Raw genomic sequence first — 21,990 nt, 5'->3', positions numbered from 1 at the left:
AGCCGCTCAGGTCCACGCGCGCGCCCCCACCAGTATCCCGCTTTGCGTAGCCGCGTCCCACCAGATCACGCGCAAGAGCGGCGCCTGCTGCGCGATCAGCAGCGCCTGCACAGGATCGCTCTCGACAAAATGTGTGACGCCGCCGCGCAATGCCGCAGCAGCCTTGTGAGCGGCAGCGCCGGCGGGGCTTTCATCGTGCGTGCCGGGCGTGCGCATCACCAGTTGCATATGACCGAAGCCGTGCCGCGCGAGCCACGCTTCAGTGCGCGTGCGATCCAGTTCCGGCCGGCCGGTGATGATGGTACGAACGCGTTGCAGATCGATGTCCGGCAGCATCTCGAACGGCAGCAACGCGTCGCGTTCGGCGAGCGCCGTGGCCAGATCCTCGTCGTAGCGCGCGAGCGGCACGTCGGGTAGCAGAATGCCGTCGAGGTCGATCGCGTAGGTGGCGTATTCGTGATCGTCGGCCATGGCGGGCGCGGCGCCCGCTTGCACGCGCTCCCAGTCCTCGCGATACCGCTCGGTGTAGGCCTGGCGTTCCCACGGAAACAGCGCGAAATAGCCGCGGGCATCGATCGCGTAGTCGGGTTGCGTGCGGCTCAGGTCGTCGACCGCGGCGGTCAGCGTCCTGACTTCGAGGCCATGCTGCTGAAGGAATGCGATGCAGTCGGTCAAGGTAAAGCCGCGTCCCGCGATGTCCTCGCACAGGAGCACCTTCGAGCCCGCGGGTGGGATCGGCAGCGTCGAATCCCAGGCGACCGTGCGCGACTGGCGGTCGTAACGTAGGAAGGCGACCGGCGTGCCGGCCGCATGCGAAACCATCAGCGCAAGCGGCGCGCCGCCACGCAGAATGCCGATTGCCATCGTGAATCGCTCCGCCAGCAACGCGGGTTGCAACGATTCGATCCAGTGATCGAGTTGTTCGTACGTCAGGGGCAAAACGGGCTTGTTCATGACTCTTTTGGCATCGCGTGGAGCACGCAGGGCAGGTGTCCTGTAGGCGGAGAGCGGCGCGCGGCGCAGCGCGGCGGCAGATCCTCGTTTTTGAGACAAAGTTTTTTGGCGATATTATGCATGCGGTTCAAAGATCGCGCGTCGGGGTGACGCGCGTCGCCGGACGGGACGCGCCGCAAAGCGCGGCGGCACCGGCGGAGAAAGGGCGCTGCAGGTTCGCTGGCAGGTTGAGCCAGCGTACCGTGGAGCTGCCCACAAAAATAACAAACGATGGAATAAGCCAGGCAAATGACCAAGATGAGCGCAGCGATCGATGGCAGGAAAGGCGTGGGCAGGGGCGCATGGTGGGGGCTCGGTCTCATCCTCGCGCTCGCCGCGTGGAGCGTGCAGGCGCAGGCAGAGTCGTTGCCGTTGTCGCTCGACGTGAAGGGCAAAATCAGCAAGACCAACGACGCGGCCCACCATCTGTATCACTTCACCGAGGCACAGCTGCTCGCGCTGCCGGCCCATTCAATTACGACCGCCACCACCTGGACGCCGCGTTCCACCTTCACAGGACCACTGCTCGCGGATATCCTGACGGCAGTCGGCGCATCCGGCAGCGCAGTCGAGATCCATACGCTCGACGACTATACCTACACCATTCCGGTGTCGGACTGCGATCGCTACGGCGTGGTCGTTGCATACAGCATGAACGGCCGGCGCCTGAAGATCAGCGACTTCGGGCCGCTGTTTCTTATTTATCCGCGCGACGCGTTTCCCGATGAACTCATGGGCGCGGCGGGCGACTCGAAATTCGTATGGCAGATCAAGGCACTCATCGTCAAATAACGCGCCGCCCCTGGCGTCGTGTCCTGTATGTACTGATCTGGCTGACCGCGCTTGCGGCGCCGGCCGGCGCAATCGGCTATCTGTTGTACGCGAACCTGCTCAATCCGCGCGCCACCGAACCGCTCACGGGTCAATATGACGGCTTCTATTGGGACGCCGCGCAACTGCAGATCGCCTACGCGCGTTTCGAGAATCAGTTGCTGCTGTATCAATCCGGCGTCGACGACGACTATCCGCGGCTCATGTTGCGCTATCAGCTGCTGCAATCGAAGCTGCATGTGATGGCCGGTTCGACGCGCCGGCTGACCACGCAGCTCGCGCTGCTGCAACGGCAACTGGACGAAATCCAGTCGATCGATCATCTGCTGGACGGGATTGAGCCAGAGGTCGATGCCTTGCAGAAGGACCGCGGCCGCGCCAATCAGATCGTCGAGGCGTTGCGGCAGCATTGGAATGAGGTCAACGATCTGGCGCTGAGCCGCCGTTTCGCCGACGTGGCCGACCGTGAGGCGATGAACCGTGATTTCATCGACAAGCGCCGCATGCTGTTCGCGGGCGGCCTGTTGCTGCTGTTGTTGTCCGCGGCCGCGACCACGCTGCTGGTGCTCAACGGCCGGCGCCGCACGCGCCTGATGCATCAGCAGCACGCGGCGCTCGAAGCGGAGCATCAGGCGAGCCGCGCCGCGCGCGAGGCGAGTCTCGCGAAAGACGCTTTTCTCGGCATGATCAGCCACGAGCTGCGCACGCCGTTGCACGCGATCGTGTCGTCGATCGAATTGCTGGGTTTCAACTATCACTCGGAGGCTGACCGCAAGGTCATCCAGCGGCTCGAAACCGCGGGGCGGCATCTGGAAGCGCAGATGAAAGACCTGACCGACTATGCGCGCCTCGGCGCCGGCAAGCTCGAATTGCGTCACGAGCATTTCGAGCCACGCGAACTGCTGGCGTCGATCGTCGATGAACATGCGATGTCTGCCGCCGCGCGTGGCCTCAGGCTGGAAAGCGAGGCGAGCGGCATGAGCGGACTCGTCGATTCCGATCCGCACCGCATCCGCCAGATCGTCAACAACCTGGTCACCAACGCGATCCGTTATACCGAAACCGGCACGGTGCGCGTGCAATTGAGGCAGCGGCCGGCGGTGCTGATTTTCGTCGTCAGTGATACGGGGCCGGGCGTGCCGCATGCGCAGATTCCGCTGATCTTCCAGGAGTTCACGCAGCTGGACGCGTCGCGCACACGCCGCTTCGAGGGTGCAGGCATGGGGCTCACGATCGTGCAAGGACTGGTCAGGCTGTTCGGCGGCAGCGTCGAGGTGGCGAGCACGGTGGGTAAGGGCACGACTTTTACGGTGACGATCCCCGTCACGCCGGTCGCGGCAACCGCGCCCGCCGACGTGGCAGCGCATGCCGATCCGGGTGGCGCGCGCCCGTGCGTCCTGATCGTCGACGACAACCGGTTGATTCGCGAGTCGCTCAGCGAAATGATCGCGCACATGGATTTCGACGCGCACGCTGTCTCCAATGCCGACGATGCGCTCGCGTGGCTCGACGCGCATCGCTGTGACGTGGTGTTGCTCGATCTGCATATGCCGGATCGCGACGGTTATACGTTCCTCGCGGATTTCGCGGCGCGCGAGGGGCCGTCGTCGGGTGTCCCGGTGATCGTGGTGAGTGCGTATGCGCCGGAGGCGGCTACTGAAGGCGGTGCGGCGGGGAAAGAGGGAGAGGCCGGCTTGCAGCCGTTTTTTGAAGCGTTATTAAAGCCAGTACATTACGAGGAACTGCGCAACGCGTTGCAGCGTGCTTTGACTTCGCGACATACGGTGTGATGTGACGCCTGGAAGACGCAGATGGAGGAGGGCTCAACCTGAGCACACACCTTCAACCGCTTGCCGGCTCGTCAGGGCCGGTTGAGGCGCTTGGACAGATCGGCGACCAGGATCGCCATACGTGCGGGCTTTTCATAACACGCGACGTCGTAATTGCGGATGACCTGGCTGATCTCCGATTCGCTGGCCTTGCCGGTCAGCAATTCGCCGGTCAGCACGAAAATCGGCGCGTCCGGATTTTCCGACGCCCGCACCGCGCGGATCGCCGCCGCCGAGGTCTGCGAACCAAACAGCCAGTCGATCACGACGCCGTCGAAGATCTGCGTTTGCAGTTGTTCGGCGAACCCCGCGAGGCCGTAGATCGCTACCGCCGTGAAGCCGCTGCGCTCGAGATAGTCGCGCAGATTGTCAGCGGAGGCCTGATCGTCGTCGACCACGGCGATGGTCGGCTTGTCGGTTTCAGCGCGGCGCGGATAGATCTCGATCTTGTGGACTTCGTATGCGCTTTGGTAAAGCGTGCCGTCATGACGTGCAACGCGCCATTGGCCGAGCTTCGAGTACGCGACAAATTCAGGGCGGCTGCCCGGTTCGAGCGCGGCGCCGACCCATGCGGTGCAGCTCAACTCGATCGCGCCGATGCTGAACACCGCCTCCTGGGCGATTGCGCCGACCATGCCCGGATCGAGCGACTGTGCGCCGAATAACTGAGCGGCAGGTTCGCCGAACACCTCGGCGACCTTTTTGATCTGCGAGAGTGTCCACGGGCTGTTGCCACGCAGCTTGCGGTGCCCCTGCGAAAAACTCAGATCGAGGATGCGGCACAGCTCAGTGGTTTGCTGGCGTTTGCCGATTCCATGCCGGCTCATCAACTCGCGCACGCGCTCGGCGACTGCGATGGAGTCAGGTGAGTGTGTTTCGTTGGTCATACTGCGTGAGGATCTGCCTTCTTGAAGGGTGGCTGGGAGCATGCGATACGGTACGCGCGGCCATGCACATTGGATGCGTTGACATGACGACGCGGGGGACAGCAAATGTACCGTAAAAAGTCTCACGGTCTGTGTTTTGGTATGGCTGCCGCCGAGTCTGTCGATGCGAGGGGCGAACGGACAAACTCAGCGGTCGATTTATGCTTTTGGCATCGAATTCATTTTACCGATTAAACCGGGCGGAATCTGTAAGTAATTCCGATTGAATTTTTCTTCAACTGCCGTTATGCCGGCGGCATCTTGTCGAGCGTGGCCGCCGAGCGTTTCAGGCCCTTGAAAATCCGCTCGGCGACCTTGCCCGGAAACCGCTCGGGTAATTCGGCCGAGACCCGCGCGATGACCGCCGGCGTTTGTTCGATCAGCCGCTGGATCAATGGCTCGGCGTTCGCGCCGTACGAACATCGCAGCGCCATGGTGTTGAAGTGGCGCCGCTGCACGTCGCGGAAGGCGTCGTGTTTGCTGCGCGACCACATCGCCATGGCGAGCCTGGCCTTGAACCACGACCATTGGTTCGGGCCGTTGCCCTCCACGGGCCAGATCGACATCACGTCGTAAAGCGGCGTGAGACGGTACTGGCCGCCCGCCAGCAGGCGAATGCTGAAGTTCTTGGCGTGGCCGTCCGGCGCCGCCAGCATCCAGAACAGGATCTGGCTTGCCAGCAGCGTCTCGATGTCCTGTTGCGCCGACACCGATTGCTGAAGAATCCGCGCGAGGTCCAGCACGCCCGGGCCGCCTTCGTTTTCGTACTTGCGATGCGAGGGCACGCCGTACACCTGGCAGAAGTCTTCCTGCGGCAGGCGCAGCAGCCATTGCCCGCTTGAATGCAGTTGCCGGTCGAAGCGTTCGACGCTCAGCACCCGCTGCTTGCCGAACGTCATGATCTCGGCATTGGCCACCGGCAGGCCATAAGCGCGCAGGATTTGCAGACACAGCCATTCGTTTTCGACCGAAGTGCTGAGGTCGGCGAGCTTGTTGCCGACCAGCCCGAGCGGCAGCTTGAAAATATGCGTGGTGGGGGTGGCGCCATGCGGACGCTGCCACTTGCCGTCGTGCCACAGCAGGGCGGTTTTCTCCTGCGCGCCGGCGAGCGAGATGCGGAAATCGTCCGCTTCGTCGCGCGCGCCCAAGGCAGGGCTGCTGACGGTGCGCGCCAGCGTGGCTTCGATCTCACTGTCGGAGAGCGGCGTGCCGTCGATGTGTTCGACGCCGGCCGGTGCAGCGTCTTCGGCCAGTAACTGGACAGCGCCCACGCAATCGCGGCCGATGGCTTGCAGCAGGTCGAACGCATCGAGCGTATCGGTCTGGTAGCGCTGCGCGATGCGCTTTCTGATCGCCTCGCTGTCGGGCAGCAGATTGTCGAAATAGTTGAGCACCCGCGGCCCTTTGTGGGCCTCATTGCTCGGCGTGAATGGCAGCGAGAGCGAAAGCGGCCGGCCCGCGGGCGAGGCGACCCACGCGGGGTCGTAAGCGAACTCCATGGGGCCGCGGGTGGGCAGGCGCCAGACGCCGACGCGCTCGCCGTTGGCCCACACAGAAAGCGCCCGCGAATGAGTTTGACGGGCCATGCTTACCACTCGATCAAAGGCGCCGGCTCAGGCACCGGCTGGTTCTTGTCGCGTACCTGCAATTGCAAACCGTAGGCGCCGCACAGCGCCAGCAATTGTGCGAGGGTGAGGGCCGTGGCGTCGGTTTCCAGTGCCGAGATGCGGCTCTGGCTGACGCCGATGCGCGCGGCGGCTTCGGCTTGGGTAAGACCGGCCTGGCGCCGGCCGGCAGCCAGCAGTCGGGCGATCTGGTCCGGCGTGGCGACGAGGTGGATCATGGCAAATTATCCGCGGGACGAATAAATGTACTTTATGCGTCTCACGAATATTTGTCAAATATCCGCATTACACATATTCTGCAAAATATCTGTCTGGCGAATAAACGGAAAATATCTCTGTTACGAATAAATTCCGTTCAGTTGTGTTCCTGGCAGGATGGCCGTGTAGCATGCGGTGAAAATATTTTCTGCCGACTCCACCGACTCATGAATCCACCGACGCTACGCCATGCCGACGTGCCGTACTACACGCAATGGGGCAGCCCCGACTGGGTGCGCCACATCGTCGAACAACAGGGTGATCCGTGTGACGACCCATCCTGGCAGCGCAGCGGTTTTGCCGATCCGGAGCGTTACCGCTTCTGGGCCAAACGCCTGTGCGGCCTGACCTGCCTCGAATCCGCGCTCGACTATTGGCGCATCGAACACGCGCCGCGCGCCGCGCTGCTCGATGAAGCGCTGCGTCACGGCGTGTACCGGCTGCGCGACGACGGCGGCGTCGATGGTTTGATCTACAAGCCGTTTGCCGATTGGGTCGGCGAGGCATTCGGCATGCGGGTCGAGGTGCTGCCGCAGGTATCGCTCGAAGAGATCGCCGTGCGCATTGACAGCGACACGCTGGCGATTGTCTCCGTGAGTCCCGAGATCCGCTATCCGGAGCGGCCGAATCAGCGCCAGGGCGGACATCTGATCCTGCTGCACGGGCGCGATCGCGATGGCGTATGGTTTCATAATCCGTCGGGCATTGCGCCTCACCAGGCGGATGCGTATTTGCCGTTCGCAACGATGGCGCGTTTCTACGCGGGGCGTGGCATGACGCTTACCCGTATCGCGGGCTAGGGGCGGCAGCACACAAGCCGTCCGGCGGGTGCAATGATCGGGCCCGTTTTCTGCTGGAAAGTTTCCCACCGTTCTTTGCGATACCGGAAACCCGACATGAATCGAACCTATGCCTTGCTTGCCGCGGGTCTTGTTGCGCTCAGCGCCGTCACTGCAGCGAATGCCGTCACCGAGGACGACCAGGCCAAGGCCTGCCGCGGCGACGCGATGCATTTCTGCTCCGCCGACATTCCGAACAAGGAAAAAATCACCGCCTGCATGAAGCAGCACCTCGACGAACTCAGTCCAGCGTGCCGCGCGATGTTCAAGGGCGGCAAGAAAGGCGATGCCAAAGCTGCTTCGCAGTGAACGTGGCGGCGGCGCACCGTTGCTTTTTTTTCGGTGAAACACGCTAACCCTTGCGCAGCCGCAGCCGCAGCCGCAGCCGCAGCCGCAGCCGCAGCCGTTGCCGTTGCCGCATTCCCGCGATCCGGCCCCACGGCGCGTCGCCCGTCGTAGAATCGCTTGTTCCCGATTCCCGGAGTAGTCGCGTGTCTGATCAGCCACACCCGCAGCCACGCCCGCCGCGCTTTCGCCTGCCGCGCCGGGCCCGCACGCCCTGGCAGGCGCCGCGCGCCCGCACACTTTTCACGCGCCCCGCGGCGTCGCCGCAGCGCGTGTTGCTGCAGCGGATCTATCTCGTGCTCGGCCTGTGCGTGCTCGCGTTCGCCGTGCTCTATCTCGACCGCGACGGTCTGCGCGACGCCAACCGCAAGGTGCTCGGCATCGTCGATCTGATGTACTTCACGATGGTCACCGTCGCCACCGTCGGCTATGGCGACATCGTGCCGGTTACCGCCCGCGCGCGGCTCATCGACGCCTTCTTCATCGTGCCGATCCGTATCGTCATCTGGTTCGTGTTTCTGGGCACCGCTTATCAGTTCGTTATTCAACGCGTCATCGAGGAATTCCGCATGAAACGCCTGCAAAAACAACTGCGCGATCACGTCGTGGTGTGCGGCTACGGATTGAGCGGTTCGGTCGCGGTGCGCGAGTTGCTCGAAAGCGGCTTTGCCGCGGCGTCGATCGTCGTCATCGATTCGCAGCAGGAGGCGCTCGAAGCGGCCACGGCATTGGGCGTGGCGGGCCTGCTCGGCGATCCGTCGCGTGAGGAGCTGTTGCAGCAGGCGCAGGTGCGCATCGCCAAAGCCGTGATCATCGCCGTCAGCGACGATGCCGTCGCGATCCTGCTCACGCTGACCGTGCGCAGCGTCGCGCCCGACACGAAGATCGTCGTGCGGATTCAGGAGCAGACCTATCAGCGCCAGTTGCGCCAGGCGGGCGCGGACGTGATCGTTTCGTCGACCAAGATCGGCGGCCTGCTGCTCGCCGACGCGGTGGACAGCAACTACATCGTGCCGTTCATCAACGACCTGCTGTCGGCGCGCGGCCGCGTCAATCTGGTGGAACGTCCGGCTACGGCGCTGGAAGTCGGCCGCTGGAGCAATGCGCTGCCGGGCGCAGTGGTGGTCGGGCTGATACGCGCGGGGCGCATGCTGTCGTTCTATGAAGACGCGCCGTGTCCGATCGAGCCAGACGATCTGCTGATGGTGATCCAATCGTCGCGCCATGCGAGCGACGCGTCCGGCGGCTAGTGCGCACTGCGAGGCGCGCGACGGGGGCTGGTCGCTTCAAGACGGCGATCCCGCCGATTGAAGACGACGTGCATGTTTATGGTTTTGTAAACTGGATCGCCGACGAACGCGATCCATTGACTTTGACTTACGGTTTTCTGGTGCGCTGAATCGAACGCCTCATCTCGCAAGGACAGGACAAGCCCGCTTATGACCCACCCGACCACGCAGATCTTCGACGACACCGCCACCGCGCGGCTGACCCCGTACGCGAGGCTCGTCGACGCATTGAAGCGCGCGAGCATCGACTACGCGCAGCAACGCATCACGAGTCCTGAACGGCTTGTCGTGCCGCTCAACGAAGGCGGCATCATGCTGTCGATGCCGGCCACCGCGCCCGATCTCGCAATACACAAACTGGTCAACGTGTGCGCCAGCAATAAACCGCGCGGCATCCCAACGATCCACGGCAAGGTGATGGCCTTTGATGCCGACACCGGTGAGACGCTCTTCATTCTCGACGGCCCGACGGTGACCGGGCGGCGCACGGCGGCGATGTCGATGCTCGGCGTACGCACTTTCGCGCCTGCGCCGCCGCGCGAGTTTCTGCTGATTGGCACGGGCACGCAGGCGGTGAACCATCTGGAAGCAATCGGCGAACTGTTCCCCGATGCACGCGTGTGGGTGAAGGGCAGTGCGCCCGCGCGGGCCGAAGCGTTTTGTACTGGGCATCGCGGCAAGGCGCACGACCTGCAAGCGCTGCCGCACCCCGACGCCGCGCTTCCCGGCTCGATCGACGTGGTGATCGCATTGACCACCAGCAAGCAGGCGGTCTACGACGAAGCGGCGCGCGCGGACCGGCTCCTGATCGGCGTTGGCGCGTTCACGCCGGCCATGGTCGAGATCGGCGCGCACACGATCGCAGGCAGCGCGTTGTTCGTCGACGACGAAGCCGGCGCGAGGCATGAAGCCGGTGATTTCATCCAGGCCGGCGTCGATTGGACGCGGGTCGGCGGAATTGCCGCAGTGGTGGAAAACGCTACCTTGTTGCCACAGGGGAAACCGATTGTTTTTAAAAGCGTGGGTTGTGCGGCCTGGGATCTGGCGGCCTGCCGCGTGGCGCGCGAAGCCTTGTCAGGCGGCTGATCGCGGACCGTTTGCAGCGCTTTGCGCATGACGGCTCGCGAGCCCAGGTTGGCATCTTGCGCCAACCTGCGGCACATGTTGCCGTGCAAACAATCTCAAAACGTTGCACCATAGGCGTTTGCCAGAAAAAAGCGCCGGTCCGCCGGCGTTTTTTTGCCCTTTGTCCTTTGACGACGCCTATCACGACGCTGCGACCGCGCTATGACGACCCACCACGCTTCTGCCACTCCCGACCTGCCGCTCGACATGATCATCTTCGGCGGCACCGGCGACCTGTCGTTTCGCAAGCTGCTGCCCGCGCTGTACATGGCGCATCTGCACTGCAATCTGCCGCCGGACACCCGCATTCTCACGATCGGGCGCAAGCCGTGGTCGCGTGAGGAGTACATCAACGAATTCATGGAAGCGAAGGCGAAGCCCTTCATCGAAAAGAAAGCGTTCGATGCTGCCGCGTGGGACAAATTCCTGGCGCTGTTCGAGTACGTTCGGATGGATGTCGATTCGGTCGAGGACTACCAGCGTCTGAAGGAGGCGTCGCGTGACGGCGTGCGGCGCGTGTTCTATCTCGCGACCTCGCCGGATCTGTTCACGAACATTTGCGACAACCTGTCGGCGGCGGGACTGGTCGACGAGAATTCGCGGGTCGTGCTCGAGAAACCGCTGGGCCACGATCTGGCGTCCGCGCAAGAGATCAACACGGCGGTCGGCAAACATTTCAGCGAAGCACAGATCTACCGGATCGACCACTACCTCGGCAAGGAAACTGTGCAGAACCTGATGGTGCTGCGCTTCGGCAATCCGATTTTCGGCCCGCTGTGGCAGGCACCGTATATCAAGAGCGTGCAGATTACGGTGGCGGAAACGGTCGGCGTAGGCAGCCGCGCGGGCTTCTACGACAAAACCGGCGCGCTGCGCGACATGGTGCAGAACCACTTGCTGCAATTGCTGTGCATCGTTGCGATGGAGCCGCCGGTGTCGCTCGACCCGGATGCGGTGCGCGACGAAAAGCTCAAGGTGCTGCGTTCACTGCGGCCCATGACGCCCGAGGACATCGCGCGCGATACGGTGCGTGGCCAGTACACCGCGGGCGCCGTGGACGGCGAGGCAGTGAAGGGCTATCAGGAGGAAGACAACGTGCCGCCGGGTAGTCGTGCCGAGACTTTCGTCGCGTTGCGCGCGCATATCAACAACTGGCGCTGGGCCCACGTGCCGTTTTTCCTGCGCACCGGCAAGCGGATGCAGAAGAAGGTGTCGGAGATCGTCATCGAGTTTTCCGAGTTGCCTTTCTCGATCATTCCGAACGGCAATAGCGGGCGCAACTATGGCAACCGGCTCGTGATCCAGTTGCAGCCTGAAGAGTCGATCCAGTTGCAGGTGCTTGCGAAAGAACCGGGCAGCGGCATGCATATGCTGCCGGTGAATTTGAACCTCGACTTGCAGCAGGCTTTCACCGAGCGTCGCGCGGAAGCGTACGAGCGTTTGCTGATCGACGTGATTCGCGGACGCCTCACGCACTTCATGCGTCGCGACGAACTCGAAGCGGCATGGGCGTGGGCCGAACCGATTCTCGAGGGCTGGAGCAAGTCGGGCGACAAGCCGCGTGGCTATACGTCGGGCACGTTTGGGCCAGCTGCGTCGACGGCGCTGATGGCGCGGGAAAACGCCGTGTGGGCAGAAGAATCGCAGTAAGCAGAGCCGGCAGCCGGGCGTCGGCTGCGCGTCGGCGCGCTGAAGCGTCCGTCTCGCATAACAAAAAAAAGCGGCCCGTTTTTGCGGGCCGCTTTTTTGTTACGTGTGAGCCGTGCTGGTCTACGGCAACGAAATCGTCAGCGTGGCCGATTGCGGCCCGAGCTTGACCACCTGCGAATACGGCGCGAGCGTGCGCAACGTCTGATCGCGCAGATAGGTGTTCAGGCCGAGATACGCGAGCAGCCCGACCAACGCGAACACCGCGCCGATCGACCACAACGGCACCTCGCGCTTAAGCCGGTGAGCGACCTGGTCAGGCAGCGGCCAATGCGGGGCGAACGGTGCGCGCTTGCCCTTCATATGGGCGATTTCATCGCCGATCCGCGCGGTCAGATAGGCGAGCTTCTCCGGTCCTTCGAGCAGATACTTGCCCTGAAAGCCGAGCAGCAGGCACATGTGGAACACTTCGAGCGACTGCAGACGCGCGGCGCCTTGTGCGCGGCATTCCTCCAGATACTGGAAGAACTTCTCGCCTGCCAGTTGCTCGCCGAACAGCACCAGTTGCAGCGGCCGGCGCTCCCATTCAGTGCGAATCTTGAACGTCGACGACAACACCGATTCGTCGATGGCCGCGCAGAACGCAAACTTCGACGCGTAGACGTCTTCCGCCGACGCGTTGAGTTTTTTCGCACCACGCTCGAAGTCGCCGAGAAACTGCTGGATGCGCTGGCTGAATTCGTTCGCGTCGCCGGGCTCGCGTCCGTTCTTCAACAAGAACAGCATGAAGAAGCCGTCGTACAGCAGATCGAGCAGCGAGCGGACCTGGTAGGTCGGCTCGCTCATGGGGGCGGGCGTCGCGGCAGGCGTGCTGCCGCCAAACAGGGAGGGCGCGTAGCTCATGATGTGACGGCGATCAGTTCGAGTTGAAGATCGTTGATGCCCGACGGCGCGTAGATCATTGCCGATTGGGCCTGCAACATACGGTCATACAATGCGCCGCGCGATTCGCAGGAGAAGTAGCACGCGCCCGGCCGCACCGGAATGGCGGGCGGGACCTGCGGCGTGTAAACGAGGCGCACGCCCGGCATGGCCGAGAGCACCAGCTTGTCGACGTCGTCCGGCGCGCCGACCTTGAAGCGGGCGGGTACGGCTTCGACGAGCTCCGCGGTCGGCATGTCCGCGGAGACGGCGATGTAGAACATGGTCTTGTCGTCGATCTTGCCCGAGTCGAGGCGGCCCGCATGGAACGACGGACGCACTTCTTCGAGCGCGATCGCGAAGTAGCGCGTCGAGATCACGGTTTCGAGCAAGTCGCGCAGGATCGTGTCGAGGCGCGCAAAACCGGGGCCTGGATCGTCATGCCGGTAAGCCGGCAGGTCGGACAGCGCATAGCCCTTCGAAAACGTCATCAACTGGCCGGCGAGACGCAGCAATTCCTGAAACAGACGTTCCGGGTGCAGCGCCGAATGCTGATACAGATGCGCAAGCGAGGCAAACGCGGCACTCGCGGTGTGCAACAGCCAGAACGATGCGATGTCACCCGAACGGAATTCGATGATGTTCTTGGTTGGCTCGCGGTGAAAACCATATAGCGCGTTGACCTTGGCCTGCAGCGCGTCGATCAGTTGGCGCAGCCGTTGATGCAGGATCGGCGACGCGTCGATCGCGAGGCAGGGCGGCACGAAAGTGTCGTCGATTTCAAAACCCGACGTGGCGGTGCGGCGCACGCGCACGAGCGGCACCGACAGCAACTGGTCGCGCGGTTCGCTATGCGCAATGAGTTTGACGCTGGTCTTCAGGAAGGTGATGTCGGCTTCGGCGGCGTCCGTGAAATGATCGGCCACCGGCGTCTGTTCGCTGACATAACGCGACACGAAGCCCGCGTTGCTGTCTTGCGAATAGTTCGCGCCGGCCTCTCGCAGCGGATGCAGCGCCAGATAAAACGTGAACTCGTTAATGCCGTCGGGCAGCGTGTCGAGCGCGATCGGCGGCGGCAGCTCGTCGGCTTGCGGCGCGGAGTACAGCGCGCCATCCGGAAACACCAGCGAGAGCTCGCTCACGCGCAGGACATTGCTGCCGAGCGCGTCGCGATCCAGGCGTGCCGAACGCACGCCCCAGTTGTATGGCTGGATCGCCTGGATCGATTCGAACAGGCGCGCCTCATGATAGGCGTCCTGACGCTGAAAATGCTGTGGCCTCAAAAACAGGCCTTCCCCCCAGAGCACTTTTGCCGAATAACTCATCTCAAACCTGTTATATACGTTCAGCGTGTGGCGCGCCCGGAGATAACCGATTCGAACGCCGTATTGTTAATTCTCTAAAAACTGTTAAATCGTATTTGACCGGCATCTTTAACCGCAGCTTACCGAAGAAAGCATATTCAGCGGCTGGGCGGGCAGTCCCTGTTCAGGCGGGATCACAGTGCCATTGGTCACCGTCATTGCGCAGTTATGCAGGCCGATCATTATGCCGGATTTCTCCGACTTCGCCGGGTCGAAGGCGAATTTCCAACGCTGCATGGCCGGGTCGCGGAATAGAGCGACGATACCGAATGCCTGCGCTTCACGCGAGACTTTTTCGGTAACGGTGTAACGTTGACCGGGGATCAGCGTCACTTCGCGCACACCCAGCAGATCGCCGCCGAGTACGGTCTTTTCCTTGGCCGGATCGGTAAAGGCATCGAATGGCGCCTGCTGGAATGAAGTGGGGTCTTTCAGCACGTAAAGCCTTACCACCAGTGCCAATGGGCGCTGATCATTGGCGGCATTGAGATTCGGTGCAGCGTATAACGTGAGGCCGACATTGCGTGGTGGTTTTTGCGCGTCGGGCACGTCGGGCTTGCCGAGGCCGCTCGCCTGCAAAACCGCGTTGGCAGCGGCTCCCAGCACCGGCACGGCGGCCGCGCAGCCGCCCAGAAGCGCGCACACGGCGGCGTTTGCAATCAATAGCGATGCATAGCGAACAAGACGCAAATTCATATACATCGACCGGCTCAGCGCCGTCCCCCGTCAAAACATCAATAACGAAATCAATCAGGCAAATTTTCAGCAACGCTATGCCGCGTAATGCCGCTTTATGCAAAGCGCATTGCTCTCCGACACTTACCTGTTTGCTCCCTGGCAGGCGGAAATTTTTTCCGCTCTCCGCATTGTGGCTATTGCACCAGGAAACAATTTCTGCATGTTTCGTTTAAATCATCCACATGCATTTTTTTTTGTGCAACCCTTCTTCACACGAAAGTTGAATTATCGAAAATTGGCCTGTACTATACCCGCGCAGTTGAAGCAAAGCAAAACTCCGGTTTTCCCTTGAATTAAAAAAATCGCACGTCGGTGAAAAACGATGAATGAGCGTCTGTTAGTAAAACTATCTGGGGTAGTGTTGGCATGCGGCGTGATTGCCGGTTGCGCGACACAGGGCAACAACACAGCGACCACACCGGAGGCTTTTAATAAGCAACTCGCGGACGCGGATACCGTCGCCAAGGGCGGTGATCAGGATCGCGCGATCTCGCTTTATCAGCAATTGTCAAAATCCGATCCGACCCGCGAAGAACCGTGGTCGCGCATTGCGCAGATCCAGTTCACGCAGGGTCATTACGGTCAGGCCATTGTCGCTGCGCAAGAAGCGCTGCAGCGCGACCAGACGGATCGTCAGGCAAAGAGCGTGCTGGCTGTAGCCGGTCTGCGTGTGGCCACGCAATCGCTGGGCGAACTGCGTCAGGACGCGTCGCTCGCGGGCGATGCGAAGTCGGACGCGCAAGCGCTCGCCAAACAGTTGCGTGACACGCTCGGCGAAGCCACGTTGTTCCCGCCTGATCCGAACGACAAGCCCGTCGTGAAGAAGAAGCGCATTATTCGCCATGTCGCCAAGGGCAAGGCTGCGGAAACGCCGGACGCAACCACCAGCGCCGCAGCTCCGGCCGCTACGCCGGCTGCTGCTCCTGCGGCACCCGCGCCGGCGCCTGCAGCACCCGCCAAAGCCGCACAAAGCGGCGGCGCGTCCGATCCGTTCAGCGCGCTGCGCTAATTCAGGCCTGATTCATCTGCATCCGGGAGCCGACGATGGCGAAGAAAGAAAGTATTCAAAAACGTTTGCAAAAAGTGCGACCGCCACGCGTTCAACTGACGTACGAAGTTGAGCGTGGCGATGCAATCGAGATCAAGGAGCTGCCGTTCGTCGTCGGTGTGGTTGCCGATCTGGCAGGGCAGTCCGAAGTCGAGCAGCCGAAGCTGCGCGATCGCAAGTTCGTCAGCATCGACCGCGACAATTTTGACGACGTGATGAAAGCGATCGAGCCGCGCGCCGCGTTTCAGGTGGAAAACCGCTTGAGCGAGGCAGGTGGCAAATTCGCTGTCGATCTGCGTTTCAAGTCGATGGCCGATTTCAGCCCGGATGAGGTGGTTGCACAGATCGAGCCGCTGCGCCGTCTGCTCGATGCGCGTTCGAAGCTCGCCGACCTGCGCAACAAGCTGGCGGGCAACGACAAACTCGAAGACCTGTTGAGCGAAGTGCTCAACAACACGCAGCAGTTGCAGACGCTGGCGAAAGATCAGGGCAACGCAGCAGATCAGCAAGCCGGCGCGCCGGATCACGACAAGCAGGGCGAATAAGTACGCACGGGGTGTGAGATGAACCAGCAAACGGCAGCAGCCCAACTCGCCGCGGCGCAAAGTGGCGCGGAATCCACGCTGCTCGACGAAATCGTCGAGAAAAGCCGCGTGGCGAAGTCCGAGTCAGAACATGCACGCGCGAAAGACCTGATTGGCGAACTCGTGCACCAGGTGCTCGACGGCACGGTGGTAATGTCCGACAACCTGTCGGCCACCATCGACGCGCGCGTCGCGGAACTCGACCGCCTGATCTCCGCGCAACTCAGCGCGGTGATGCATGCGCCGGAATTCCAGCGCATGGAAAGCACGTGGCGCGGTCTGGATTACCTGTGCAAGGAAAGCAATACCGGCTCGACGGTCAAGATCAAGGCGCTGCATGCGCCGAAGCGCGACCTCGTGCGCGACTTCAAGAACGCCATCGAATTCGATCAAAGCGCACTCTTCAAGAAGGTTTACGAAGAAGAGTTCGGCACTTTCGGTGGCGCGCCGTTCGGCACGATCATTGGCGACTTCGAAGTGACGCGTCAGCCTGAAGACGTGTATTTCATCGAACAGATGGCGCACGTCGCGGCCGCGGCGCACGCACCGTTCATTGCATCGGCGTCGCCTGAGTTGATGGGTCTCGAAACGTTTGCCGATCTCGGCAAGCCGCGCGATCTCGGCAAGGTGTTCGATACCGTTGAATACGCGAAGTGGAAGTCGTTCCGCGACTCGGAAGACTCGCGCTATGTCGGCCTGACTTTGCCGCGCTTTCTCGGCCGCCTGCCTTTCAATCCGAAAGACGGCGCAACTGCGGAAGGCTTCAACTTTGTCGAAGATGTAGACGGCACGGATCACAGCAAGTACCTATGGTGTAACGCAGCGTGGGCCTTCGCGGCGCGCCTGACGGCCGCATTCGACGACTTCGGCTGGTGTGCGGCGATTCGCGGTGTGGAAGGCGGCGGTCTCGTGGAAGATCTGCCCACCCACACGTTCAAGACGGATGACGGCGAAGTCGCGCTGAAATGCCCGACCGAAATCGCGATTACCGACCGCCGTGAAAAGGAATTGAGCGACCTCGGTTTCATCCCGCTCGTGCACTGCAAGAACTCGGATTACGCCGCGTTCTTTGCCGCCCAATCGGTGCAAAAACCCAAGAAATACAGCACCGATAGCGCGAATGCGAACGCTGTGCTGTCCGCGCAGTTGCAGTACATCTTCTCGGTATCGCGCGTCGCGCACTACCTGAAGGCGATGATGCGCGACAAGATCGGTAGCTTCGCATCGGCGCAGAACGTCGAAGTATTCCTGAACCGTTGGATCTCGCAGTACGTGCTGCTGGACGACAACGCAACCCAGGAGCAGAAAGCGCAGTTCCCGCTGCGCGAGGCATCGATACAGGTCTCGGAGATTCCGGGCAAGCCTGGTGTGTATCGTTCGGTCGCTTTCCTGCGCCCGCACTTTCAACTGGACGAGCTGTCGATCTCTTTGCGGCTTGTCGCTGACCTGCCGAAACCGGCAAATTCATAAACGAAGTCAGAAAGCCCGTGCCGGCCGCACGGGTTGGCTGTTAAAACCACCTCTTTGGGGAGTCGATGAGTTATGAAGGACATCTATTTAAAATTCGGCAATCCGGCGATCAAAGGCGAGTCTGCCGATAAAGATCATGCTGGCTGGATCGAAATCGATTCGTGGAGCCACTCGATTACGCAACCGCGTTCGGCAACAGCTTCGACGGCGGGTGGTCACACGTCCGAGCGCTGCGAGCACGCCGACATGCAGTTCACGAAAGATATCGACGTGGTCAGCCCGCTGATCTATCAACACGCATCGGGCGGCACGACGTTCGACGAAGTGACGATCGACTTCATGCGTTCGGACGGCGAAGGCAATCGCATCAAGTACCTGGAAGTGAAACTCAAGTACGTGATCATCTCGAGCGCCACGCCGAGCGTGGTGGGCGAAGGCCTGCCGACCGAACAGTTCTCGCTGAAGTACGCTGCCGTGCAGTGGAAGTACACGCAGCAGAAGATCGGCGGCAACCAGGGCGGCAACGCGCAAGGCGCGTGGAGCCTGACGAAGAACGACAAGACGTACGCGGTCTGATGCCGGGGCGCACGCGGCGTGCGGCCTGAAAAGGCTGACGTCCGCCGCGCGCGCCTCGCGTCGAACCGGTTTTCGGACGCTGATGAAACGCTTCGAACCCAGCTTTCTCGACAAGCTGTTCGACGACGAACCGCATCTGCCGGCTTCCCCGGCGATGCGGCAATTGTCGTTGGACGAGTTGAAGGCCACCGTCGCGCGCGACGTCGAGGCGATCCTGAACACCCGGATCGCCCTGACCGAGCACGAGCTGGCGGCACTGCCGGAATGTCAGCGCTCGGTGCTCACATACGGTCTGAACGATTTCGCGGGCTTAAGCCTCGCGAGTCACTACGACCGTACGTTTATCTGCAAGTCGATTCAACAGGCAATCGCGCGGCATGAGCCGCGTTTGCAGCAGGTGGCAGTCACGCTCGAACTGAACGAACAATCCACCAACGCGCTGAACTTTGCGATTCAGGCGCTGCTGGTCGTGCACCCGGCAGAAGAACCGGTGAGTTTCGATGCAATGCTTCAGCCTTCTACGCTGCAATACTCGGTGACGCGCGCACGCGCGAAGCTTTAGTACCTGATTTTAGCGGCTGATTTTTAGTACCTGCTTTTTAGTGTTTTTAGTACCGCTTTGCCGCCGTTAACGCGCAACGGTGGCATGGATTGGGCGGAGAGGATTCAGGTCCGGGGATATCGATGGAAGAATTGCTGCCGTATTACGAGCGCGAATTATCATTTCTGCGGCGCTATTCGCGCGATTTCGCCGAACGCTATCCGAAGATCGCAGCGCGTCTGGCAATGTCCGGCGAGCACTGCGAAGATCCGCACGTCGAGCGGATGATCGAATCGTTCGCCCTGCTGGGCGCGCGCATCAACAAGAAGCTCGACGACGATTACCCCGAATTTACCGAAGCGCTGCTGGAAGTGCTGTATCCGCACTACCTGCGGCCGTTCCCGTCGTGCTCGATCGCGCAGTTGGGCACCTCGGCCACGCTCAGTCACCTGACCGAACCGGTCCTGGTCGAGCGCGGCACTGAACTCAAGTCGCGCCCGATTCGCGGCGTGCAATGCCGTTTCCGAACCGCCTACGACGTGACGCTGGCGCCGATCCGCATCTCGGAGGCGAAGTACACGTCGGTGGCGATGGCGCCGAGCGCAACCGTCTTGCCGGGCAACGCCACGGCGATCGTGTCGATCACCTTCGAATCGACGGCCGCGCAGCTCGATCTCTCCGCATTGAAAGTCGGCACGTTGCGCACGCACCTGCACGGCGAACAATCGTTCATCGCGGCGCTGGCGGACTGCCTGTTCGTCAACGCAATGGCCACGTATGTCGAAGCCGACCGGCGTGGCGTGTGGAAGCAACTGCGTGAATCGCCCGTCGTACAAGCCGGTTTCGATGAAGACGATGCACTGATCGACTATCCGGCCAAATCGCATCCGGCCTACCGGCTGCTGACCGAATACTTCGCGTTCCCCGAAAAATTCAATTTCACCGATTTCGATCTGACGGCGATGACACGCGCGAGCGGCCGCTGCCAGCGTCTGACGCTGCACATCGTGCTCAAGGAAGTGCGTAGCGATTCGCACATCGCGCGTCTGCTGGATTCCTTGTCCGCGCATCATTTCCGCTTGTTCTGCACGCCGGTGGTGAACCTGTTCGAACAGCACGGCGAGCCGATCCGCGTCAGCCATCAGGCGGTTTCATACCCGGTGATCGCTGAGGCGCGTCGGGCGTTCGCTTACGAGGTCTATTCGATCGACTCGGTGAAACTCGTCCGGCAGAAGGCGCATGAAGAATCGGTAATCGAATTCCGGCCGTTCTATTCGCTGCATCACGGTGAAGCGGCACGTGCCGGGCACTACTGGTTCGCGCGGCGTAATGATTGGGTCGCGCAGAAAAGCCCGGGTTACGAAACCGAAATCTCGATCGTCGATATCGACTTCGAACCGGCCGCACCGCAAACCGATACGCTCAGTCTCGATCTGACATGTACCAATCGCGACTTGCCAGCCGGCCTCGCCGTGGGTCTCGAAGGCGGTGATCTTTTTCTGGAAGGCGGTTCGCTGACCGGCAGCATTTCGATGCTGCGCAGGCCGACGCCTAGCGTGCGTTTCGAGCGCGGGCGCGCGTCGCACTGGCGGCTGATTTCGCATCTGGCATTGAATCATGTGTCGCTCGCCAATAGCGGTCTGTCGGCGCTCAAGGAAATGCTGGTGCTTTACGATTTGCGGCGCACGGCAGTGTCGGCGCGGCATATCGACGGATTGGTCGGCATCGAGCAACGCGCAGCGGTGCAATGGCTGCCGGGCAAGCCGTTCGCGACCTTCGTGCGCGGCATTGAGATTCGTTTGACGATCGACGAAGAGCATTTCGTCGGCACGAGTCTCGCGTCGTTCGTGCGAGTGATCGATACGTTTTTTGGGCTGTACGTGCATCTGAACAGCTTTGTGCAACTGGTCGTCGTGTCGAAGCGCACCGGCGAGGAGATTCTGCGATGCAAACCCCGCAGCGGCGAATCGATCCTGGCGTAGTCGAGCAACTTCTCGACGAACCGCATCGCTTCGAATTTTTTCAGGCGGTACGGATTCTCGAGAAGTGGTTCGCGCAGCAAACGCCATCGAGTAACGGACGCCCCGGCGAAATCGTCGCGCAGCGGATTGCTTTTCGCAATTCGCTGTCGATGTCGTTTCCGCCTAGCGAAATTCACAGCGCGCAGTCGTACGACGATGAGGGCACGGCGCTGAAAGAGAAGCCGCAGCGCACCGCCGCGCTTGCAGCGGGTTCGCTCCACAAGGTCGATATCACGCCGGCGTTTTTCGGTTTGCTCGGCGGGCAGGGCGCATTGCCGCTGCATTACACCGAGCAGATCATCGCGCGCGAGCAGATTCAGCGCGACCGGGCCGCGCGCGAATTCTTCGACGTGTTTTCGAATCGCGCGACTGCGCTGTTCTACGCGGCGTGGAAGAAGTACAGGCTGCCGTTTCATTACGAACTGGATCGCGACGAACGCTATCTGCCGCTGTTGCTCGCGCTGGCAGGCGTCGCCGACGACGATACGCGCAATAGTCTGCAAAGCGGCGACGGCGCGTTATTCGACGAAGCGATTGCCGGCTACGCGCTGGCCGCACGGCATCGGCCGGTTTCAGCGGCCTATTTGCAACGCACGCTGTCCGAGTACTTCAAGGTGCGGGTGCGCGTCGAGCAGTTCGTCGGCAAATGGTACGACGTCCCGCGCGATCAATTGACCGTGCTCGGCGGTGTCAACGCGACGCTCGGCGCCACCGCGCTGGCGGGCGAGCGCGTCTGGCAGCGCGACATGCGCGCGCGGCTCGTGATCGGGCCGCTCAACAAAGCCGACTACGAAGCGTTTTTACCTGGCGCCGACCGCGCGTTGGCGCTCGAACGCATGCTGACGCTGCTCGCCGGCGTGACGCTCGAATACGAGATCTCGCTGGTGCTGCGCCGCGCGGAAGTGGGGCCAAGCATGTTGAGCGGTGGCGCGCGCCTCGGCTGGGACGCCTTCCTGTGCACCAAGGCAGCCGACCGTGACCGCGCGGATGCCCGCTACGAATTGCACGTGATTCACTGAC

Annotated in this window: 21 protein-coding genes; 14 read left to right on the top strand and 7 right to left on the bottom strand. The window is 61.9% G+C overall.

Translation table 11 applies throughout. The annotated features are described in order from the left end of the window. Positions 1-6: 6 nt before the first annotated feature. Positions 7-954 carry a phosphoribosyltransferase gene (locus tag PQQ52_RS16350; RefSeq protein ID WP_408213106.1) on the bottom strand — a complete coding sequence of 316 codons (948 nt, stop codon included), beginning with the start codon at positions 952-954 and terminating at the stop codon, positions 7-9. 288 nt (positions 955-1,242) lie between these two features. On the opposite strand from PQQ52_RS16350, the gene PQQ52_RS16345 reads away from it, so the two are divergent. Both PQQ52_RS16345 and PQQ52_RS16340 read left to right on the top strand, forming a co-directional pair. Continuing rightward, complete coding sequence (locus PQQ52_RS16345; protein WP_408213103.1) at positions 1,243-1,785, top strand: putative pterin-binding protein; 543 nt, start codon at positions 1,243-1,245, stop codon at positions 1,783-1,785. Continuing rightward, positions 1,755-3,614: an ATP-binding response regulator gene (locus tag PQQ52_RS16340; protein WP_408213100.1), complete on the top strand. Its 1,860-nt coding sequence runs from the start codon at positions 1,755-1,757 to the stop codon at positions 3,612-3,614. The genes PQQ52_RS16345 and PQQ52_RS16340 overlap by 31 nt, the downstream gene beginning before the upstream one ends. A 71-nt stretch (positions 3,615-3,685) precedes the next feature. On the opposite strand, the gene PQQ52_RS16335 is transcribed toward PQQ52_RS16340, so the two are convergent. From PQQ52_RS16335 to PQQ52_RS16325, 3 genes are all read right to left on the bottom strand, one after another. Further along, positions 3,686-4,540 carry a helix-turn-helix domain-containing protein gene (locus tag PQQ52_RS16335; RefSeq protein ID WP_408213097.1) on the bottom strand — a complete coding sequence of 285 codons (855 nt, stop codon included), beginning with the start codon at positions 4,538-4,540 and terminating at the stop codon, positions 3,686-3,688. A 284-nt stretch (positions 4,541-4,824) separates the two neighbouring features. Continuing rightward, positions 4,825-6,165: a type II toxin-antitoxin system HipA family toxin gene (locus PQQ52_RS16330; RefSeq protein ID WP_408213095.1), complete on the bottom strand. Its 1,341-nt coding sequence runs from the start codon at positions 6,163-6,165 to the stop codon at positions 4,825-4,827. A gap of 2 nt (positions 6,166-6,167) precedes the next feature. Beyond that, a complete protein-coding gene (locus PQQ52_RS16325) occupies positions 6,168-6,422 on the bottom strand; it encodes a helix-turn-helix domain-containing protein (protein ID WP_408213092.1) in 255 nt (84 codons plus the stop codon). A gap of 207 nt (positions 6,423-6,629) precedes the next feature. Here PQQ52_RS16325 and PQQ52_RS16320 point away from each other — a divergent pair, with 207 nt between their 5' ends. The 5 genes from PQQ52_RS16320 to zwf all read left to right on the top strand — a co-directional run bounded on the left by PQQ52_RS16320 (position 6,630) and on the right by zwf (position 11,710). Then, complete coding sequence (locus PQQ52_RS16320; RefSeq protein WP_408213089.1) at positions 6,630-7,262, top strand: cysteine peptidase family C39 domain-containing protein; 633 nt, start codon at positions 6,630-6,632, stop codon at positions 7,260-7,262. A gap of 96 nt (positions 7,263-7,358) precedes the next feature. Further along, complete coding sequence (locus PQQ52_RS16315) at positions 7,359-7,610, top strand: hypothetical protein (protein WP_408213086.1); 252 nt, start codon at positions 7,359-7,361, stop codon at positions 7,608-7,610. 182 nt (positions 7,611-7,792) lie between these two features. Then, on the top strand, positions 7,793-8,896 hold the full coding sequence (locus PQQ52_RS16310) for a potassium channel family protein (protein WP_408213084.1): 1,104 nt from the start codon (positions 7,793-7,795) through the stop codon (positions 8,894-8,896). A gap of 189 nt (positions 8,897-9,085) precedes the next feature. Further along, positions 9,086-10,021, top strand: a complete 936-nt coding sequence (gene lhpI / locus PQQ52_RS16305) for a bifunctional Delta(1)-pyrroline-2-carboxylate/Delta(1)-piperideine-2-carboxylate reductase (RefSeq protein WP_408213081.1) — start codon at positions 9,086-9,088, stop codon at positions 10,019-10,021. A 201-nt stretch (positions 10,022-10,222) separates the two neighbouring features. Next, positions 10,223-11,710, top strand: a complete 1,488-nt coding sequence (gene zwf, locus PQQ52_RS16300; RefSeq protein WP_408213078.1) for a glucose-6-phosphate dehydrogenase — start codon at positions 10,223-10,225, stop codon at positions 11,708-11,710. Between the two features lie 120 nt (positions 11,711-11,830). Here zwf and icmH read toward each other — a convergent pair whose 3' ends face one another. The 3 genes from icmH to tssJ form a co-directional block, all read right to left on the bottom strand. Continuing rightward, complete coding sequence (icmH, locus tag PQQ52_RS16295) at positions 11,831-12,610, bottom strand: type IVB secretion system protein IcmH/DotU (RefSeq protein WP_325045182.1); 780 nt, start codon at positions 12,608-12,610, stop codon at positions 11,831-11,833. Beyond that, positions 12,607-13,953: a type VI secretion system baseplate subunit TssK gene (gene tssK / locus PQQ52_RS16290; protein WP_408213074.1), complete on the bottom strand. Its 1,347-nt coding sequence runs from the start codon at positions 13,951-13,953 to the stop codon at positions 12,607-12,609. Before tssK ends, icmH begins: the two co-directional genes overlap by 4 nt. Positions 13,954-14,061: 108 nt before the next feature. After that, positions 14,062-14,688: a type VI secretion system lipoprotein TssJ gene (gene tssJ / locus PQQ52_RS16285; protein WP_408213387.1), complete on the bottom strand. Its 627-nt coding sequence runs from the start codon at positions 14,686-14,688 to the stop codon at positions 14,062-14,064. Between the two features lie 364 nt (positions 14,689-15,052). Here tssJ and PQQ52_RS16280 point away from each other — a divergent pair, with 364 nt between their 5' ends. The 7 genes from PQQ52_RS16280 to tssG all read left to right on the top strand — a co-directional run bounded on the left by PQQ52_RS16280 (position 15,053) and on the right by tssG (position 21,989). Further along, entirely contained in the window at positions 15,053-15,739 is a 687-nt protein-coding gene (locus PQQ52_RS16280; protein WP_408213071.1) for a tetratricopeptide repeat protein, read from the top strand. 35 nt (positions 15,740-15,774) lie between these two features. After that, the gene (gene tssB, locus PQQ52_RS16275) at positions 15,775-16,323 is read left to right on the top strand and encodes a type VI secretion system contractile sheath small subunit (protein WP_408213068.1); all 549 of its coding nucleotides are present in this window, start codon (positions 15,775-15,777) and stop codon (positions 16,321-16,323) included. Between the two features lie 18 nt (positions 16,324-16,341). Then, entirely contained in the window at positions 16,342-17,832 is a 1,491-nt protein-coding gene (gene tssC, locus PQQ52_RS16270; protein ID WP_408213065.1) for a type VI secretion system contractile sheath large subunit, read from the top strand. Positions 17,833-17,904: 72 nt separating this feature from the next. Then, positions 17,905-18,408: an Hcp family type VI secretion system effector gene (locus PQQ52_RS16265; protein ID WP_054036475.1), complete on the top strand. Its 504-nt coding sequence runs from the start codon at positions 17,905-17,907 to the stop codon at positions 18,406-18,408. An 82-nt stretch (positions 18,409-18,490) separates the two neighbouring features. Further along, entirely contained in the window at positions 18,491-18,970 is a 480-nt protein-coding gene (gene tssE / locus PQQ52_RS16260; RefSeq protein WP_054036473.1) for a type VI secretion system baseplate subunit TssE, read from the top strand. 122 nt (positions 18,971-19,092) lie between these two features. Beyond that, a complete protein-coding gene (gene tssF, locus PQQ52_RS16255) occupies positions 19,093-20,931 on the top strand; it encodes a type VI secretion system baseplate subunit TssF (protein WP_408213062.1) in 1,839 nt (612 codons plus the stop codon). Then, entirely contained in the window at positions 20,895-21,989 is a 1,095-nt protein-coding gene (gene tssG / locus PQQ52_RS16250) for a type VI secretion system baseplate subunit TssG (RefSeq protein ID WP_408213059.1), read from the top strand. The genes tssF and tssG overlap by 37 nt, the downstream gene beginning before the upstream one ends. Position 21,990: the final 1 nt, after the last annotated feature.

The organism is Paraburkholderia sediminicola (genome assembly GCF_046030555.1).
GTDB lineage: Bacteria > Pseudomonadota > Gammaproteobacteria > Burkholderiales > Burkholderiaceae > Paraburkholderia > Paraburkholderia sediminicola_E.
The sequence above is the reverse complement of the archived record's forward strand: the minus strand, read 5'-3'. Positions and strand labels throughout refer to the sequence as shown.

Bases quoted from the DNA above. Each gene is read 5' to 3' on its own strand.
- tssC (WP_408213065.1), top strand. From the start codon at position 16,342: ATGAACCAGCAAACGGCAGCAGCCCAACTCGCCGCGGCGCAAAGTGGC.
- PQQ52_RS16320 (WP_408213089.1), top strand. From the start codon at position 6,630: ATGAATCCACCGACGCTACGCCATGCCGACGTGCCGTACTACACGCAA.
- PQQ52_RS16335 (WP_408213097.1), bottom strand. From the start codon at position 4,540: ATGACCAACGAAACACACTCACCTGACTCCATCGCAGTCGCCGAGCGC.
- PQQ52_RS16350 (WP_408213106.1), bottom strand. From the start codon at position 954: ATGAACAAGCCCGTTTTGCCCCTGACGTACGAACAACTCGATCACTGG.
- tssF (WP_408213062.1), top strand. From the start codon at position 19,093: ATGGAAGAATTGCTGCCGTATTACGAGCGCGAATTATCATTTCTGCGG.
- PQQ52_RS16280 (WP_408213071.1), top strand. From the start codon at position 15,053: ATGAATGAGCGTCTGTTAGTAAAACTATCTGGGGTAGTGTTGGCATGC.
- tssE (WP_054036473.1), top strand. From the start codon at position 18,491: ATGAAACGCTTCGAACCCAGCTTTCTCGACAAGCTGTTCGACGACGAA.
- tssB (WP_408213068.1), top strand. From the start codon at position 15,775: ATGGCGAAGAAAGAAAGTATTCAAAAACGTTTGCAAAAAGTGCGACCG.
- icmH (WP_325045182.1), bottom strand. From the start codon at position 12,610: ATGAGCTACGCGCCCTCCCTGTTTGGCGGCAGCACGCCTGCCGCGACG.
- tssK (WP_408213074.1), bottom strand. From the start codon at position 13,953: ATGAGTTATTCGGCAAAAGTGCTCTGGGGGGAAGGCCTGTTTTTGAGG.
- tssG (WP_408213059.1), top strand. From the start codon at position 20,895: ATGCAAACCCCGCAGCGGCGAATCGATCCTGGCGTAGTCGAGCAACTT.
- zwf (WP_408213078.1), top strand. From the start codon at position 10,223: ATGACGACCCACCACGCTTCTGCCACTCCCGACCTGCCGCTCGACATG.
- PQQ52_RS16265 (WP_054036475.1), top strand. From the start codon at position 17,905: ATGAAGGACATCTATTTAAAATTCGGCAATCCGGCGATCAAAGGCGAG.
- PQQ52_RS16330 (WP_408213095.1), bottom strand. From the start codon at position 6,165: ATGGCCCGTCAAACTCATTCGCGGGCGCTTTCTGTGTGGGCCAACGGC.
- PQQ52_RS16345 (WP_408213103.1), top strand. From the start codon at position 1,243: ATGACCAAGATGAGCGCAGCGATCGATGGCAGGAAAGGCGTGGGCAGG.
- PQQ52_RS16340 (WP_408213100.1), top strand. From the start codon at position 1,755: ATGGCAGATCAAGGCACTCATCGTCAAATAACGCGCCGCCCCTGGCGT.
- PQQ52_RS16325 (WP_408213092.1), bottom strand. From the start codon at position 6,422: ATGATCCACCTCGTCGCCACGCCGGACCAGATCGCCCGACTGCTGGCT.
- PQQ52_RS16315 (WP_408213086.1), top strand. From the start codon at position 7,359: ATGAATCGAACCTATGCCTTGCTTGCCGCGGGTCTTGTTGCGCTCAGC.
- lhpI (WP_408213081.1), top strand. From the start codon at position 9,086: ATGACCCACCCGACCACGCAGATCTTCGACGACACCGCCACCGCGCGG.
- tssJ (WP_408213387.1), bottom strand. From the start codon at position 14,688: ATGAATTTGCGTCTTGTTCGCTATGCATCGCTATTGATTGCAAACGCC.